Raw genomic sequence first — 16,031 nt, forward strand, 5'->3', positions numbered from 1 at the left:
CCGTCGAGGTTGGCCGCCGCCTCGCCGACATACTCCAGCTTGAAGTCGTAGCCCTTCTCCAGCAGCTCGGTGCGCTTGCCGCCCCAGTCGCCGAGCATCCATTTCGAGTTCGGGGAGAACGCCTCGGCGGCGTGCGCCGCGCTCCCCAAGCCCAGCGCTCCAAGGGCAAACAGGCAGCCAACGGTCCTGGCGGCCGGTCTGGTTTTCTTGTTCTTGTACATTTCCAGCGTCCTCGTGGTTGTGGTCTAGGCAGTACGAAAGGATTCAGGAGTTCTTCTGGCGATTGCCGTTCAACGCGGTGACCTTCTCCGCTGCCGCGCCCGCCGTGCGCACGGCCACGCGCTCGCCGCTCTGCGCGTCGAACAGCAGGACCCGCGCGGGATCGAAGCGCAGGCTCATGCCACTGCCCGCGGCCGGCGCGACGTCCGGCGCCAGGCGGCAACAGACCTTGACCTGGTTGACGGTGACGAAGACCAGGGTGTCCGGCCCGGTCGGTTCGAGCACCTCGACCTCGGTACGCAGGTCATGGGCAGCGCTGCCATCGCCCAGGGCGATCTGCTCCGGTCGTACGCCGAGGATCAGCTCGCGCCCCTCCTCCAGGCCGGGCTCCAGGCTCAGCGGCAGTTCGATACGGTCCTGGCCGCTATCGAGCAGGCCGGTCCAGCGTCCGTCCCGGCGCTGCAGGCGCAACGGAATGAAATTCATCGGCGGCGAACCGATGAAGCTGGCGACGAACAGGTTGGCCGGGTCGTTGTAGATCTGCTGCGGCGTGCCGAACTGCTGGATGACGCCGTCCTTCATCACCGCCACCTTGTCGCCGAGGGTCATGGCCTCGATCTGGTCGTGGGTGACATACACGGTCGTGGTCTTCAGCCGCTGGTGCATCAGCTTCAGCTCGGTGCGCATTTCCACCCGCAGCTTGGCATCGAGGTTGGACAGCGGCTCGTCGAACAGGTAGACCTTGGGCCGCCGCGCCAGCGCCCGGCCCATGGCCACCCGCTGCTGCTGGCCGCCGGAGAGCTGCGAGGGCTTGCGTTCGAGCAGGTGCTCGATCTGCAACAGCCTGGCCACCCGCGCCACCTCCTCGTCGATGGCGGCCTGGGGCATCTTGCGGATCTTCAGACCGAAGGCGATGTTCTCGCGCACGCTCATGGTCGGGTACAGGGCGTAGGACTGGAAGACCATGGCGATGTCGCGGTCCTTGGGGCTCATGCCGCTGATGTCCTGGCCGTCCACCAGGATCGCACCGCCGGTGATGCTCTCCAGCCCGGCGATGCAGTTCATCAGGGTCGACTTGCCGCAGCCCGAGGGGCCGACGAGGATCAGGAATTCGCCGGAGTCGATCTTCAGCCGGATGTCCCTGAGGGTATCGGCCAGGCCGCTGCCGTAGCTCTTGTGCAGGTTGCGCAGTTCGAGGGTTGCCATGTTTCGTTCGTCTCCGGGGTCAGCGACCCGTCTCAGCCTTTCACGGCGCCGGCGGTGAGGCCGCGCACGAAGTACTTGCCGGCCAGTACGTAGACCACCAGCGTGGGCAGCGCGGCGATCATCGCCGCGGCCATGTCGACGTTGTATTCCTTGACCCCGGTGGTGATGTTCACCAGGTTGTTCAGGGCCACGGTGATCGGTTGCGAATCGCCGCTGGCGAACACCACGCCGAACAGGAAGTCGTTCCAGATCTGGGTGAACTGCCAGATCAGGCAGACCATCACGATGGGCGTGGACATCGGCAGCAGGATGCGCAGGAAGATGGTGAAGAAACCGGCGCCGTCCAGGCGCGCGGCCTTGACCAGGGCATCCGGGATCGCCACGAAATAGTTGCGGAAGAACAGCGTGGTGAAGGCCAGGCCGTAGATCACGTGGACCAGCACCAGGCCACTGGTGGTATTGGCCAGGCCGAGCTTGCCGAGGGTGAAGGACATCGGCAGGAGGATCACCTGGAACGGCAGGAAGCAGCCGAACAACAGCGCGCCGAAGAACAGCTGGGAACCGCGGAAGCGCCACATCGACAGCACGTAGCCGTTCAACGCGCCGATGAAGGTGGAGATCAGCACGCCGGGCACGGTGATCAGCACCGAGTTCCAGAAGAACGCGCCGACGCTGTCCCAGGCCTTGAGCCAGCCGATGACGGTGAAGGTGTCGGGCAGCGACAGCAGGTTGCCGGTGCGGATGTCGTCCGGCGTCTTGAAGCTGGTCAGCAGCATCACCAGCAGCGGCACCAGGTAAAGCGCGCAGGCGCCCCAGAGGGTCAGGTGCACGGCCAGGCGGCTGACGCTGAAGGTCGGGTTCAGGGACGCGTCACGCATGGCGCTTGCCTCGCAGTTCGGAATACAGGTAAGGCACCACGATCGCCAGCACCGCGCCGAGCATCAGCATCGCGCTCGCCGCGCCGAGCCCCATCTGGCCACGGGTGAAGGTATGCGCATACATGAACATCGCCGGCAGGTCGGAGGAATAACCCGGCCCGCCGGCGGTCATCGCCGCTACCAGGTCGAAGCTCTTGATCGCGATATGGGCGAGGATCATCAGCGCGCTGAAGAACACCGGGCGCAGGCTCGGCAGGACGATGCGCAGGTAGATGGTCGGCAGGCTCGCACCGTCGACCTGGGCGGCGCGCACGATGGCCGGGTCGACCCCGCGCAGGCCGGCGAGGAACAGCGCCATGACGAAGCCGGAGGCCTGCCACACGGCGGCGATCACCAGGCAGTAGACGACCCGCTCCGGGTCCACCAGCCAGTCGAAGCGGAAACCTTCCCAGCCCCAGTCGCGGAGCAGCTTGTCCAGGCCCAGGCCTGGATTGAGCAGCCACTTCCAGGCGGTGCCGGTGACGATCATCGACAACGCCATGGGATACAGGTAGAGGGTGCGGATGAAGCCTTCGCGGCGGATGCGCTGGTCCAGCAGCACCGCGAGGAACACCCCGAGCACCAGGCAGATGGCGATGAACGAGCCGCCGAAGAGCAGCAGGTTCTTGCTCGCCACCCACCAGCGGTCGTTGTCCCACAGGCGCTGGTACTGGCTCAGCCCGGCCCACTTGTAGCTGGGCATGAAGCGCGAGTTGGTGAAGGACAGCAGCAGCGTCCAGCCGATGTAGCCATACATGCAGAACAGCACCACGACCACGCTTGGCGCCAGCACCAGCTTCGGCAGCCAGCCTTGCAGGCGATCGAGCGGCGAGACGCGACGAGGCGCTACCGGAGCCGTGGGATAGACAGGGGAATTGGTCGCCATGCGTTTTCTCGCGTGCGAAGGAACCCACCCGTGCCGCACGGCGGCACGGAACCAGTCGGGAGGATCGAGCGGAGCCCAGGCCGGGCTCCGCGCCAGGGACTTACTGCGCCGCCGCCTCGATGGCGGCCGCCAGTTGCTGGGCGGCCTTCTGCGGGTCCGCGGCGGGGTCGTTGAAGAAGTTGGTCACCACGTCGAAGATCGCCCCCTGCACGTAGCTGGAAGCGGCCATGCTGTGGGCCATGCTCGGCACCAGGTTGCCGTCCTGGGAAGCCTGCTTGAAGTCCTTCATCGACTGCTGGGCGCAACTGTCGAACGGCGCCATGTCGGCGTCCAGGCGAACCGGGATGGAGCCCTTGTTGAGGTTGAAGTCCTTCTGGAAGGACGGATCGAGCACGCTGCGCGCCAGGTCTTCCTGGGCCTTGCGGTTCTCCGCGTTGCTCAGCTTGAACATCACCAGCGAGTCGATGTTGTAGTCGAAGGCCTTCTGCGTGCCGGGGAACGGCAGGCACTGGTAGTCCTTGCCCGGCACCTTGCCGGCGGCGGTGAATTCGCTCTTCGCCCAGTCGCCCATGATCTGCATCCCGGCCTTGCCGTTGATCACCATCGCCGTGGCGGCGCTCCATTCGCGACCGGCGGCGTCGGCATCGACGTAGCCGCGGAGCTTCTTCAGCGCGGCGAACACCTCGACCATCTGCGCTCCGGTGAGGGTCGCCTTGTCCTGTTCGACGAAGGCCTTGCGATAGCCTTCCGGACCCATCTTGCTCAGCACCAGGTTCTCGAACACGGTGCCGTCCTGCCACGGTTGGCTGCCATGGGCCAGCGGCGTGAAACCGGCGGCCTTGAGCTTGTCGGCGGCGACGAACAGTTCGTCGAGGGTGGTCGGCGGGGTGGCGCCGGCCTTCTTGAACACTTCCGGGTTGATGTAGAGCCAGTTGACCCGGTGTACGTTGATCGGCACTGCTACGTAGTCGCCGTCGTACTTCATGATCTGCGCCACCTGCTTCGGCAGCAGGCTGTCCCACTTGCCTTCGGCGGCCACCGCGTTGAGGTCGGCGAGCAGGCCCAGTTCGCCCCACTCCTGGATATCCGGCCCCTTGATCTGCGCCGCGGCCGGCGGATTGCCGGACACCGCGCGGGTCTTCAGCACGGTCATCGCCGCCTCGCCGCCACCGCCGGCCACGGCGAAGTCCTTCCAGGTGTGGCCCTTGGCTTCGACCAGCTTCTTCAGGGTTTCGGCGGCGCGCTTCTCGCCGGCGGAGGTCCACCAGTGCAGCACTTCGACTTCGCCGGCCTGGGCCAGCAGCGGGGAGAGACAGAGGGAGGAAAGACAGATGACGGCAGAGAGGCGACGGATCGCATTCATGAGGAAAACCTTCTTCTTGTTATTCGGAGCAAGTCTGCGCTTGCAATGCTTCGAGTCTATTCAAGCGTTCTGCGTCGCGGGTAACGAAGCGATCCGGGTTTGTCACGGAGTGGTTACATTGGGATTGAGGCAGAGCAGGAAAATCTGGACTTGAACTCGGCAAGGCGGTTTCGCGACAGAAACCTCCTACAACACGAGAATGACCTCCAGCACCACCTCCCTGCGCGCCAGCACGCTGTCGTTCCAGAACCGCAGTACCCTGGACCCCGGCTCTCCAGCCAGGCATCGGCCGGCGAACCCACATGCTGCCCGCCATTCAGTTCGATCACCAGCATCCGCTCATGACAGACGAAATCGACGATGTACGGCCCGAGAACCTTCTGCCGACGAAACTTCAGCCCGAGCAATCGATGCCCGCGCAAACACTGCCATAGCGCCCGCTCCGCCTCTGTCTGCCGCTGCCACAGAACGCGGGAGAACCTCGTGCCTACCTGCCTCGTTCAAGGGCCCGGCAGGCCAGCCCATCACTCCAGCCCCAGGCGCGGCAAGCGCAGGCTGACCCGCAGGCCGCCCTCGCGACGGTTCTGCAAACTGACTTCGCCGCCATGGGTGTGCGCGATGTTGCGCGCGATGCCCAGGCCCAGCCCGTAGCCCTGCCCTCGCGGAGACAGGCGGAAGCGCGGCTCGAAGATCTGTTCCAGGCGCTGCTCGGGCACGCCGGGGCCGTCGTCGTCGACGTGCAGCACCACCGCTTCCGGCCCGTCCTCCAGGCTCAGGCGGGCGCGTTCGCCGTATTTCAGCGCATTGTCCAGCAGGTTGCCGATACAGCGCTTGAGCGCCAGGGGCTTGCCCGGATAAGGCTCCGCGGCGCGACCGACGACCTCCACCCGGCCATCGGCCAGGTAGGGCTCGGCGATGTGCTGGAGCAACAGGTTAAGGTCGACCGGCTCGACGTTCTCGTGGATATCGGTGTCCTTCACGCACTGCAGCGCGCCCTTCACCAGCAGTTCCAGCTCGTCCAGGTCGCGCCCGAACTTCTCCTGCAAGCGCTCGTCCTCGAGGAGTTCTACCCGCAGGCGCAGGCGGGTGATCGGCGTGCGCAGGTCGTGGGAAATGGCGCTGAACAACTGCCCGCGCTCGTTCAGGTAACGGTCGATGCGCTCGTGCATGGTGTTGAAGGCGCGCGCCACCTCCACCAGTTCGCTGGCGCCGCGTTCCTCCAGCGCTGCCGACGGACTGCCCAGGGCCAGGTCGCGGGCGGCGCGCGCCAGGCGCTTGAGCGGACGGCTCTGCCAATGCATCAGCAAGCCGGTGAAAAGCAGCAGCAACAGGCTGGTGAAAACGATCGAGAGCACCTGCTGCGGTTGCAGTCCCTCGGGTTCCAGGCTGACGTACGGCGCCGGCATCAGGCTGGCGATGTACAGCCACTCGCTGTCGCCGATGCGGATCTGGGTCACCAGCACCGGCGGGTTCACCGGCTCCAGGGTCAGCGCGTAGTGCGCCCAGGAACGCGGCAGCTCGTCGAGCTTCAGCGCGCCGTTGAACAGGCGCAGCTCGTCGGGACTGACGAATTCGACCTGCAGCTCGACCTCCTTGCCCAGGCGTTGATGCAACACGTCCTGGACGATCTCCAGCACCGCCTGCTTGTTCGGCGTGTCCGGCAGGGCACGCATCTCCAGCGGCCGGTCGTTCAGCGAGACGAAGAAGCGCGTACCGCCCATGCTGCGCAACTGGTCGAGCACCAGCGGACGGTAGCCGAGCGGCAGGGAACGGAAGTAGCTGACGCTGGCCGCCATCGAGTAGGCCAGGCTGCGCGAGCTGGTGAGCAGGCCCTCGCGCTGGCTGGAGCGCAGGTGCGACAGCCAGAACAGGCTGGAAAGCCCTTGCGCGACCAGCACCGCGAGCAGGGTCAGGAGCAGCATGCGCCCGAGCAGCGAGCGCGGCACCGGCGACCAGCGCCGCCGTTCGCTCATGGCTGCAGGTGCGGCCGCACCTGCGCCGCCAGCAGGTAGCCACTGCCGCGCACGGTCTGGATCAGCCGCGGCGCCTTGCCGGTGTCGCGCAGGCGCTGGCGCAGGCGGCTGACCGCCATGTCGACGATGCGCTCCAGCGGCAGCACCTCGCGGCCGCGGGTGGCGTTGGCGATGGTGTCGCGGTCGAGGATCTGCTGCGGATGGTCGAGGAACAGCTTGAGCAGGGCGAAATCCGCGCCGCTGAGGAAGAACTCCTCGCCGTCCTCGTGGAACAGCCGGTGGCTGACCGTGTCCAGTCGCCAGTCCTCGAAGGCCAGTACGTCGCCACCGCGCACCTGGGTGAACTGCGCGCGGCGCAGCAGGGCCTTGATCCGCGCCAGCAGCTCGCGCGGGCTGAACGGCTTGCCCAGGTAGTCGTCGGCGCCCAGTTCCAGGCCGATCACCCGGTCGGCCTCGTCGGAACTGGCGGTGAGCATGATGATCGGCATGCAGGCCAGGCGCTGGTGGGAGCGAATCCAGCGACAGAGGCTGAAGCCGTCCTCGTCCGGCAGCATCACGTCGAGGATCGCCAGGCTCGCCTCCTCCTCGCACAGCGCCTGGCGGAAGTCGGCGCCCCGCGAGACGCTGCGGACCTGGAAGCCGGCGCGGCTCAGGTAGGTCTCCAGCAATTCGCGGATCTCCTGGTCATCGTCCACCAGCAGGATCGATCGTCCGTTCGCGCTCACGAGGCTCCTCCTTATGCGGTTGCTCGACGCCGACTCAGCCCTCGGCGTCCAGGGCCTGCTGCAGGGCGACGCCGGCGCCGAGCAGGCCCGGATGTTCGGCGGTCATGACCCACACCGGTACGTCCTGCAGGTAAGCGCCACTGGTCTTGCCACGGCTGGCGAAGGCCTCGGCGAAACCGCTGGCGATGAAGCGCTCGAGGAAACGCGGGACGATGCCGCCGGTAATGTAGACGCCACCGAGCGCGCCGACGGTGAGCACCGCGTTGCCGGCGACCCGCGCCAGCCACAGGAAGAAGTGCTCCAGCACGGCGTCCGCCTGGGCGTCGCCGGCCATGGCCAGGGCACCGACTTCCGCCGCACTGCTCGCGCGGACGGCGACCCCGTCCAGGGCACAGCTGATTTCATAGAGGGCGAGCAGGCCGTTGCCGGACAGTGCGCGCTCGGCGGAGACGTGTCCGTAGCGCGCCTGCAGGCCCTGCCAGAGCGCGAAGTCGCGCGGCGAAGTGACCGGCAGGTCGACATGCCCGCCCTCGCAGGGCAGCACTTCCCAACGTCCCCCGCCCAGCGGCAGCAGGCTGCCGACGCCAAGGCCGGTGCCGGGACCGATGATCAGCCGGGCGCGATCCGCCTGGGCGCTGCCGGCCCGGACCTGCACCAGCTCGTCCGCGCCCAGCCGCGAGGCGGCCCAGGCCATGGTGCTGAAGTCGTTGACCAGCAGCAGGTGATCCAGCCCCAGCTCCTCGCGGAACGCGGCGCGATTGATCACCCAGTGGTTGTTGGTGAAACGGAAATCCGCCGCCCCAACCGGACCGGCGCAGGCCAGGCAGACCGAGTCGATGTTCGCCACCGATTCGCCGATCCGCGCCAGGTAGTCGCGCACGGCCAGTTCAGGCCGTGGGTAGTCGGCGCAGGCGAGCACCTCGATGGATTCCAGGCGCTGCCCGCGCCAGAGCGCGAAACGCGCATTGGTGCCGCCGATATCGCCGACCAGGCCGAGGCCGCCGGCGCTTCTCTTGTTGTCGTTATTCATCGTCGTTGAACCGCAATGCCCCGCGCCAGGGCGGGACGGTCGGCAGATGTTGCCGGAGAGACAGCCGCCAGCCAAGCGCCGGCGGACATCGACCTATCAGAATCAGCGCCAGCCGTTGAGGCTCTCGGTAAAGCTGCAGGCACCCTCTTCCGCGCTGCTCATGGCGTTGCGCATGAAGGCGAACAGCTCGCGGCCGCAACCGAGATTGCCGTCCTGCGGCGCCGGCTCCAGGCTGCGCGCCTGCCATTCGGCGTCGTCGACCAGCACCCGCAACTCGCCGTTCACCCCATCCACCCGTACCCGGTCGCCGTCGCGCAGGCGCGCCAGGGGACCGCCGGCGATGGCTTCCGGACTCACATGGATGGCCGCGGGCACCTTGCCCGACGCCCCGGACATGCGCCCGTCGGTGACCAGCGCCACCTTGAAGCCACGATCCTGCAGGACCCCGAGGAACGGCGTGAGCTTGTGCAGCTCCGGCATGCCGTTCGCCCGCGGGCCCTGGAAACGCACCACGGCGACCAGGTCGCGCTCCAGCTCGCCGGCCTTGAAGGCCGCGGCCAGGCTGGCCTGGTCGTGGAAGATCCGTACCGGCGCCTCGACCACCTGGTGTTCCGGCGCCACCGCCGAGACCTTCATCACGCCGCGACCGAGGTTGCCCTCCATCAGGCGCAAGCCGCCTTCGGCGGAGAACGGCTTGTCCAGCGGACGCAGGATGGCTTCGTCGAGACTCCGTTCCGGCCCTTCGCGCCAGACCAGCCGGCCATCCTCGAGGAACGGCTCGCGGGTGTAGCGGCGCAGGCCGGGGCCGGCGACGGTCTGTACGTCCTCGTGAAGCAGCCCGCCGTCGAGCAGTTGGCGGATCAGGAAGGACATGCCGCCGGCCGCCTGGAAGTGGTTGATGTCGGCCTGGCCGTTCGGATAGATGCGCGCCAGGGTCGGCACCACATGGGACAGCTCGGACATGTCCTGCCAGGTCAACTGGATGCCCGCCGCCTGGGCGATCGCCAGCAGGTGCAGGGTGTGGTTGGTCGAGCCGCCGGTGGCGAGCAGCGCCACCACCGAGTTGACGATGGCCTTCTCGTCGACGATCTCCGCCATCGGTACGTAGTTGCCGTTCTCGGGGGTCAGCCGGCTGGCCTGGCGTGCCGCTTCGCGGGTGAGTTCGTCGCGCAGCGGGGTGTTCGGGTTGACGAAGGAGGCACCGGGCAAGTGCAGGCCCATCACCTCCACCAGCAACTGGTTGGTATTGGCGGTGCCATAGAAGGTGCAGGTGCCGGGTGCATGATAGGAGGCCATTTCCGAGGCCAGCAGCTCTTCGCGAGTGGCCTTGCCCTCGGCGAACAGTTGGCGCACCGCGGCCTTTTCCTTGTTGGAGATGCCGGTCGGCATCGGCCCGGCCGGGACGAACACGGTGGGCAGGTGGCCGAAGCGCAGCGAGCCGATCAGCAGGCCCGGCACGATCTTGTCGCAGACGCCCAGGCACAGCGCCGCATCGAACATGTTGTGAGACAGCGCGATGGCGGTGGACATGGCGATCACGTCGCGGCTGGCCAGCGACAGTTCCATGCCCGGCTCGCCCTGGGTCACCCCGTCGCACATGGCCGGCACGCCGCCGGCGAACTGGCCGACCGAACCGATCTCGTGCAGCGCCTGTTTTATAAGCCCCGGAAAGCGCTCGAACGGCTGGTGCGCCGAGAGCATGTCGTTGTAGGCGGAAACGATGGCCACGTTGGCCTGGTTCATCAGCCGCAGGGTCTGCTTGTCGCTTTCGCCACAGGCCGCGACCCCGTGGGCGAGGTTGCCGCACGGCAGGGTGCCGCGGTGCGGCCCCTTGCTGGCCGCCGCCCTGACCATCTCGAGGTAGCGTTGGCGAGTGGCCGCGCTACGGGCCTGGATGCGGCGGGTGACTTCGAGCACACGAGGGTGCATGGCAGATTCTCCTACAGACTATCAATTGTTGTTTTTACAACATAATCATCGGTTGAAGGATGTTTACTTTTCTTTCTTGACGAAATGTAATGGTTTTTACCACAACAATAGAAAAGAGACGACCTCATTATGACTATCCGCCTGGCCATCAACGGCTTCGGTCGCATCGGCCGAAACGTTCTTCGCGCCCTGTATACCGGCCACTACCGCGAACAGTTGCAGGTAGTGGCGATCAATGACCTCGGCGACGCCGCGGTCAACGCCCACCTGTTCCAGTACGACAGCGTCCATGGACGCTTTCCCGGCGAGGTCGAGCACGATGCCGAAAGCCTGCGGGTGATGGGCGACCGCATCGCCGTCAGCGCCATCCGCAACCCGGCGGAACTGCCCTGGAAGAGCCTCGGCGTGGACATCGTGCTCGAGTGCACGGGGCTCTTCACCAGCCGCGACAAAGCCGCCGCCCACCTGCAGGCCGGCGCCGGCAAGGTGCTGATCTCGGCGCCCGGCAAGGACGTCGACGCCACCGTGGTCTACGGCGTCAACCACGAGGTGCTGCGCGCCTCCCATCGGATCGTCTCGAACGCCTCCTGCACCACCAACTGCCTGGCACCGGTGGCCCAGGTGCTGCATCGCGAGCTGGGCATCGAGCACGGCCTGATGACCACCATCCATGCCTACACCAACGACCAGAACCTCTCCGACGTGTACCACCCGGACCTGTACCGCGCACGTTCGGCGACCCAGTCGATGATCCCCACCAAGACCGGCGCCGCCGAGGCGGTCGGCCTGGTCCTGCCGGAACTCGCCGGCAAGCTTACCGGCCTGGCGGTGCGGGTGCCGGTGATCAACGTGTCGCTGGTCGATCTCACCGTGCAGGTGGCCCGGGATACCAGCGTAGACGAGGTCAACCGCCTGCTGCGCGAGGCCAGCGAGGGCTCTCCGGTGCTCGGCTACAACACCCAGCCGCTGGTGTCGGTGGATTTCAATCACGACCCGCGCTCGTCGATCTTCGACGCCAACCACACCAAGGTCAGCGGCCGGCTGGTCAAGGCGATGGCCTGGTACGACAACGAGTGGGGCTTCTCCAACCGCATGCTGGACAGCGCCCTGGCGCTGGCCGCCGCCCGCGACTGACGCGCCTCAGCGGAACTTGCGCCGACCGCGCGCCTGCAACGCCAGCAGGCGCAGGTCGGCCTCGGCGAGGATCAGTCGCTGCTCGGCCTTGTCCGCGCGCTTCCAGGCACGGATTTCCTGGCGCGTACGCCCGCAGCCGCGGCACACGTCGGCATCGAACTCACAGATATTGATGCAAGGACTTTTCAAGCGTTCCCCCTTTTTCGGCGCGGACCGCAACCGGTCCTCGCCCGTCACTTCACGACAGGCGGTGGGCCGGCGTCCAGGAGGGAATGACTATCGGGCCGATCGAGCGGCCCGCGGTCACTCGGCCTCGGCGTCGCGCAGGCTTTCGTAGGCAGGCGCGGCATAGATGCCGGCCTCGACGCAGAGCGCCATGACCCGCGGCAGGTCCTGGGTATAGACCAGCACCGCCTGCAACTCGTCGTCCAGCGGCTCGCTGAAATCCACCAGCACGTAGCCGCCCTTTTCCGGATACATGCTGCTCAGTTGCACCTGGATACGGTTGAGGGCGACCAGCGGCTCGGTCTTGAGCAACTGCTTCGGCTTGATGTTGAACGCCACGTCCTTGCCGAAGGAGGCGACGATCCGGGCGAACAGCTCGGCATAGGTATCGGCCTGGAACAGCACGATATCCGGCAGGCTACCGACCACCACCCACTCGCCGAGCGGGATCGGGAAGCTGTCGTCGTAGTTGATGTCCGGGTTGGCGGCGAGGAACCCTGCCGGATCGGCGTAGGCCTGGGCCGCCTCGTCGGCGATCCGCCGGATCTCCTCGGCGCCCATGCAGCCGGTGCTGATGAGGGTGATCAGTTCGTTCAGGGTCTCTTTCATGGGGAGTTCCAGGGTCGATGAAACGGAGCGGGCCGGCCTCGCCGGCGCGGCCGGATGAATTCTACAGGGTGGAACGACGGTCAGCGGCGCGGCCAGTCGTCGTCGGCGTCCAGTGCCTCGCGCTCCTCGCGCATGGCCTCCGCCAGGGCGCGCTCCTCGTCATCGGGATCGGCGCCCGCGACAGCCTCCGCGACGGCAGGCTCGACGGCTTGCTCCGCGACCACGGGAATCGGCCCAGCCGCTGGCTCGGCGGACTCGTCGCTCTGCTCCGAGGGCTCCGGAGGGTCGAGCAGGTCGTCGAAGTCGGTCTTCAGGCCCTGCTCCATCTCGTCCAGTTCCAGCAGCAGGCTGCGGAAGCTGGTTTCCTCGCGCGGTTTCTCCGGCTCGCCGGCCTCGCCCTCGATCTCCTCGAGGCTTTCCCCGGCCTCGGCGATGGCGCGATCGGCCAGGGCCTGGATCGAGGCGGGAATCGCATCCTCGTCGAGATCGTCGCGCGGCGGCTGCGCCGCGGGCGCCACTTCGACCGGCGGTTCCGGCTCGGGCTCCATCTCGCGCAGCGCCGACAGCGGCGGCAGCTCGTCGAGGCTCTTCAGGTTGAAATAATCGAGGAACGCCTTGGTAGTCGCCAGCATCGCCGGGCGCCCCGGCACCTCGCGGTAGCCAACGATGCGGATCCACTCCCGCTCCATCAGCGTCTTGACGATCTGGGTGTTCACCGCCACGCCGCGGATCTCCTCGATCTCGCCACGGGTGATCGGCTGGCGGTAGGCGATCAGCACCAGGGTTTCCAGGAGCGCGCGCGAATAGCGCTGCGGACGCTCCTCCCAGAGGCGGCCGACCCACGGCGAGAAACGCTCGCGAATCTGCAGGCGATACCCGGACGCGACTTCCTTCAGCTCGAAGGAGCGCCCTGCGCAGGACAGTGCCAGGATCGCCAGGGCGTCGCGGAACTGCCCCGGCTCCGGCCGCTCTGCCTCGTCGAACAGCTCGGCCAGGCGTTCCAGCGACAGCGGCTTGCCGGCCGCGAGGAGGATGCCTTCGAGCAGGGTGGCGAGTTCGTGGGGATCGGACAGGTTCATCGTCGCAACGGATACCGGAGCCAGGAAGAGGGAAAGATAGCGGAATCGGGCATGCAGCTTAACAGGCCACGGGAGGGAGCGAAGCCGGAAGCTCGGAAAAGGCGACCGTCCGCAGGGGGACGAACGGCCAGCGGCGCGGCGCGCTCACTCGAAATCGTCTTCCAGGGCTTCCTCCAGGGTTTCGCCTTCCTCCGCTTCGCGGGCTATCCGCAGGCGCACATGGATGGCGCCGAAAGCCTCGTTCTGCACCAGTTCCACCATCTGCTCCTTGACCAGTTCGAGGATCGCCATGAAGGTGACCACCACGCCGAGCTTGCCCTCCTCCAGGGTGAACAACTGGATGAAGGGCACGAAGGCGCCGCCTTTCAGGCGCTCCAGCACTTCGCTCATGCGTTCGCGGGTGGACAGTACCTCGCGGGTCACCTGGTGGCTCTCGAACAGGTCGGCGCGGCGCAGCATCTCGCCCATCACCAGCATCAGCTCCTGCAGCGCCAGCTCCGGCAGCAGCTTGCGCGCCCGCGCCTCGGGAGCAGCCACCGCCGGCACCAGCACGTCGCGGCCGACCCGGGGCAGTTCGTCGAGGTCTTCGGCGGCCTTCTTGAACCGTTCGTACTCTTGCAGGCGGCGGATCAGCTCGGCCCGTGGATCGTCCTCTTCCTCCTCGGCTTCCGCCGAGCGCGGCAGCAACATGCGCGACTTGATCTCCGCCAGCATCGCCGCCATCACCAGGTACTCGGCGGCCAGCTCCAGGCGCACCGCCTTCATCAGCTCGACATAGCCCATGTACTGGCGGGTGATTTCCGCCACCGGGATATCCAGGATGTCGATGTTCTGCTTGCGGATCAGGTACAGCAGCAGGTCGAGCGGGCCCTCGAAGGCCTCGAGGAAGACCTCCAGCGCGTCCGGCGGGATATAGAGGTCCTGCGGCAGCTCGGTGACCGCCTCGCCGTAGACCAGCGCCAGTTGCAGCGGCACCCGCTCGGCGGCGGGTTCGGCTGGAGGGGTGTCGGCGTTGGCCGGGTTATCGTCCTGCATCGGTAGGCTCGTGGTGGGCGGATTCGGGCGGCGCTCAGGCCGGCTGCATGAACGGCGCCGGATCGCCGCAACCCACGCGGATCACTTCGGGATCGGTGTCGGTCAGGCTGATCACGGTGGAGGCCTCGCCGCCGCCATAGCCCCCGTCCACGATCAGGTCGACCTGGTGTTCCAGTACCTGGCGCATTTCATAGGGATCGTTCAGTGGCTCGCCGCTGCCGGGCATGATCAGGCTCACGCTCATCAGCGGTTCGCCTAGCTCCTCCAGCAGCGCCCGGGCGATCGGACAGTTCGGCACGCGCAGGCCGATGGTGCGGCGCTTGGGGTGCAGGAGCATGCGCGGCACCTCGCGGGTGGCGCTGAGGATGAAGGTGTAGGGACCGGGGGTGTGCGCCTTGAGCAGGCGGAACAGGCCGGTGTCGACCTTGGCATAGACCCCCAGCTCGGAAAGGTCGCGGCAGACCAGGGTGAAGTTGTGCTTGTCGTCCAGTTGGCGGATGCGGCGGATGCGATCCACCGCGGTCTTTTCGCCGATGCGGCAGCCCAGGGCATAGGACGAGTCGGTGGGATAGACGATCACCCCACCCTGGCGGACGATTTCCACCGCCTGCTTGACCAGCCGTGGCTGGGGATTTTCCGGATGGATCTGGAAGAACTGGCTCATTCGGCCCCCTTGGCTTCGGAATGACGTTCGGTATCGCGAAAATGCCTGGCGAAACGCGGCCACATGGCCGGAAGGTCCTCTGGAACCGCACGGTACATGCCCAGTTCGGACCAGTCGCCCGGCGCGTGGAAATCGCTGCCGGCGGTGACCATCAGGCCGAACTCGCGGGCCAGGATCGACAGGGTACCGACCTGTTCGGCCGGCTGCACCCCATTGACCACCTCGATGGCGTGTCCACCGGCCTGGAGAAAGTCGGCGACCAGGCGCCGGCGCTTGGTCCGGGTGAAATCATAATGGTACGGGTGCGCCAGGCTGATCCAGGCGCGCGCCTCGCGCAGGCAGCCGACCACTTCCTCCAGGGTCGGCCAGTGCTGCTTGACGTCTCCCAGCTTGCCGGCCCCCAGCCATTTGCGGAACGCGTCGGCGCGATCCTTGACCCAGCCGCCCTGGACCAGGAACTCGGCGAAATGCGGCCGCGCCGGCGCGTTGCCGCTGTCGCCCAGGGCCCGCTGGATCGCCCGCGCGCCCTCCAGCGCCCCGGGCATACCCTTGGCCGCCAGCCGTCGGTCGATTTCCTCGGCGCGCGCCCAGCGGCCGCGGTGCAGGGCTTCAGTGGCCTGGCGCAGGGGAGCGGCGTCGAGGTCGAAACCGTAGCCCAGCACATGGATGGTGGCGCCACCCCAGGTGCAGGACAGCTCGACGCCGTTGACCAGTTCGATACTGAGTCGAGCGGCCGCCTGGTGGGCTTCCGGCAAGCCTTCCAGGGTGTCGTGGTCGGTCAGCGCCAGCAGCCCGACGCCTTTCTCGTGGGCCCGCTGCACCAGGGCGGCGGGCGCGAGAACGCCATCGGAGGCGGTACTGTGGCAATGCAGATCGACACGCATGGCTGAATCCTGATTCCAGTGAAGAATGGTGATGAAGCAACGCCGATTCGCTGCCTCGCGGTATCGAGACGTACCGTTCATGGGCCGGGGAGCCTGCTCCACCTGGCGAATGCGCCTGCGGCACAGGCCTGACGCATTCGGAAAGACAGGATG

16 protein-coding genes and 1 pseudogene are annotated in these 16,031 nt (G+C 67.0%); 1 reads left to right on the plus strand and 16 read right to left on the minus strand.

Annotated features, from left to right (window positions below):
* From FFS27_RS00535 to edd, 10 genes and pseudogenes are all read right to left on the minus strand, one after another.
* Positions 1–221, minus strand: a pseudogene (locus FFS27_RS00535) (porin); the annotation flags it as partial.
* 43 nt (positions 222–264) lie between these two features.
* Positions 265–1,425 carry an ABC transporter ATP-binding protein gene (locus tag FFS27_RS00540; protein WP_003452792.1) on the minus strand — a complete coding sequence of 387 codons (1,161 nt, stop codon included), beginning with the start codon at positions 1,423–1,425 and terminating at the stop codon, positions 265–267.
* A gap of 32 nt (positions 1,426–1,457) precedes the next feature.
* Entirely contained in the window at positions 1,458–2,303 is an 846-nt protein-coding gene (locus FFS27_RS00545) for a carbohydrate ABC transporter permease (RefSeq protein ID WP_003111072.1), read from the minus strand.
* Positions 2,296–3,228: a carbohydrate ABC transporter permease gene (locus FFS27_RS00550; RefSeq protein WP_003091471.1), complete on the minus strand. Its 933-nt coding sequence runs from the start codon at positions 3,226–3,228 to the stop codon at positions 2,296–2,298. The genes FFS27_RS00545 and FFS27_RS00550 overlap by 8 nt, the downstream gene beginning before the upstream one ends.
* 100 nt (positions 3,229–3,328) lie before the next feature.
* On the minus strand, positions 3,329–4,591 hold the full coding sequence (locus FFS27_RS00555; protein WP_003091472.1) for an ABC transporter substrate-binding protein: 1,263 nt from the start codon (positions 4,589–4,591) through the stop codon (positions 3,329–3,331).
* A 113-nt stretch (positions 4,592–4,704) separates the two neighbouring features.
* The gene (locus tag FFS27_RS00560) at positions 4,705–5,058 is read right to left on the minus strand and encodes an endonuclease domain-containing protein (RefSeq protein WP_306341326.1); all 354 of its coding nucleotides are present in this window, start codon (positions 5,056–5,058) and stop codon (positions 4,705–4,707) included.
* A 57-nt stretch (positions 5,059–5,115) separates the two neighbouring features.
* The gene (gene gtrS / locus FFS27_RS00565; protein WP_003130488.1) at positions 5,116–6,537 is read right to left on the minus strand and encodes a two-component system sensor histidine kinase GtrS; all 1,422 of its coding nucleotides are present in this window, start codon (positions 6,535–6,537) and stop codon (positions 5,116–5,118) included.
* 23 nt (positions 6,538–6,560) lie between these two features.
* Positions 6,561–7,289 carry a two-component system response regulator GltR gene (gltR, locus tag FFS27_RS00570; protein WP_003091475.1) on the minus strand — a complete coding sequence of 243 codons (729 nt, stop codon included), beginning with the start codon at positions 7,287–7,289 and terminating at the stop codon, positions 6,561–6,563.
* A 34-nt stretch (positions 7,290–7,323) separates the two neighbouring features.
* Positions 7,324–8,319, minus strand: coding sequence for a glucokinase (locus FFS27_RS00575; RefSeq protein WP_003114838.1), 996 nt, complete (start codon positions 8,317–8,319; stop codon positions 7,324–7,326).
* Between the two features lie 102 nt (positions 8,320–8,421).
* Positions 8,422–10,248: a phosphogluconate dehydratase gene (edd, locus tag FFS27_RS00580; RefSeq protein ID WP_003091478.1), complete on the minus strand. Its 1,827-nt coding sequence runs from the start codon at positions 10,246–10,248 to the stop codon at positions 8,422–8,424.
* 129 nt (positions 10,249–10,377) lie between these two features.
* Between edd and gap the strand changes: the two genes are divergently transcribed.
* Positions 10,378–11,382, plus strand: a complete 1,005-nt coding sequence (gene gap / locus FFS27_RS00585) for a type I glyceraldehyde-3-phosphate dehydrogenase (protein WP_003091480.1) — start codon at positions 10,378–10,380, stop codon at positions 11,380–11,382.
* A gap of 6 nt (positions 11,383–11,388) precedes the next feature.
* Here the strand turns inward: gap and FFS27_RS00590 are convergent, their stop codons facing one another.
* The 6 genes from FFS27_RS00590 to FFS27_RS00615 form a co-directional block, all read right to left on the minus strand.
* Positions 11,389–11,571 carry a DUF1289 domain-containing protein gene (locus tag FFS27_RS00590; RefSeq protein ID WP_003091481.1) on the minus strand — a complete coding sequence of 61 codons (183 nt, stop codon included), beginning with the start codon at positions 11,569–11,571 and terminating at the stop codon, positions 11,389–11,391.
* A gap of 114 nt (positions 11,572–11,685) precedes the next feature.
* Complete coding sequence (locus tag FFS27_RS00595; RefSeq protein WP_003114836.1) at positions 11,686–12,216, minus strand: hypothetical protein; 531 nt, start codon at positions 12,214–12,216, stop codon at positions 11,686–11,688.
* Positions 12,217–12,296: 80 nt separating this feature from the next.
* The gene (gene scpB, locus FFS27_RS00600) at positions 12,297–13,295 is read right to left on the minus strand and encodes an SMC-Scp complex subunit ScpB (RefSeq protein WP_021265057.1); all 999 of its coding nucleotides are present in this window, start codon (positions 13,293–13,295) and stop codon (positions 12,297–12,299) included.
* 144 nt (positions 13,296–13,439) lie between these two features.
* The gene (locus FFS27_RS00605; RefSeq protein ID WP_003130486.1) at positions 13,440–14,192 is read right to left on the minus strand and encodes a segregation and condensation protein A; all 753 of its coding nucleotides are present in this window, start codon (positions 14,190–14,192) and stop codon (positions 13,440–13,442) included.
* Positions 14,193–14,364: 172 nt separating this feature from the next.
* Entirely contained in the window at positions 14,365–14,994 is a 630-nt protein-coding gene (locus FFS27_RS00610; RefSeq protein WP_003091486.1) for an L-threonylcarbamoyladenylate synthase, read from the minus strand.
* Positions 14,991–15,878 (minus strand): PHP domain-containing protein, encoded by an 888-nt coding sequence (locus FFS27_RS00615; protein WP_003138435.1) that lies wholly within the window; start codon positions 15,876–15,878, stop codon positions 14,991–14,993. Before FFS27_RS00615 ends, FFS27_RS00610 begins: the two co-directional genes overlap by 4 nt.
* Between the last annotated feature and the right edge of the window lie 153 nt (positions 15,879–16,031).

This window comes from Pseudomonas sp. 2VD (assembly GCF_005503585.1).
Lineage (GTDB): Bacteria > Pseudomonadota > Gammaproteobacteria > Pseudomonadales > Pseudomonadaceae > Pseudomonas > Pseudomonas aeruginosa.

What these genes read in the sequence shown, in the direction of transcription:
- gap (WP_003091480.1), top strand. Translation starts at nt 10,378, where the DNA reads ATGACTATCCGCCTGGCCATCAACGGCTTCGGTCGCATCGGCCGAAAC.
- FFS27_RS00540 (WP_003452792.1), bottom strand. Translation starts at nt 1,425, where the DNA reads ATGGCAACCCTCGAACTGCGCAACCTGCACAAGAGCTACGGCAGCGGC.
- FFS27_RS00550 (WP_003091471.1), bottom strand. Translation starts at nt 3,228, where the DNA reads ATGGCGACCAATTCCCCTGTCTATCCCACGGCTCCGGTAGCGCCTCGT.
- FFS27_RS00575 (WP_003114838.1), bottom strand. Translation starts at nt 8,319, where the DNA reads ATGAATAACGACAACAAGAGAAGCGCCGGCGGCCTCGGCCTGGTCGGC.
- FFS27_RS00610 (WP_003091486.1), bottom strand. Translation starts at nt 14,994, where the DNA reads ATGAGCCAGTTCTTCCAGATCCATCCGGAAAATCCCCAGCCACGGCTG.
- FFS27_RS00555 (WP_003091472.1), bottom strand. Translation starts at nt 4,591, where the DNA reads ATGAATGCGATCCGTCGCCTCTCTGCCGTCATCTGTCTTTCCTCCCTC.
- FFS27_RS00615 (WP_003138435.1), bottom strand. Translation starts at nt 15,878, where the DNA reads ATGCGTGTCGATCTGCATTGCCACAGTACCGCCTCCGATGGCGTTCTC.
- edd (WP_003091478.1), bottom strand. Translation starts at nt 10,248, where the DNA reads ATGCACCCTCGTGTGCTCGAAGTCACCCGCCGCATCCAGGCCCGTAGC.
- scpB (WP_021265057.1), bottom strand. Translation starts at nt 13,295, where the DNA reads ATGAACCTGTCCGATCCCCACGAACTCGCCACCCTGCTCGAAGGCATC.
- FFS27_RS00545 (WP_003111072.1), bottom strand. Translation starts at nt 2,303, where the DNA reads ATGCGTGACGCGTCCCTGAACCCGACCTTCAGCGTCAGCCGCCTGGCC.
- FFS27_RS00595 (WP_003114836.1), bottom strand. Translation starts at nt 12,216, where the DNA reads ATGAAAGAGACCCTGAACGAACTGATCACCCTCATCAGCACCGGCTGC.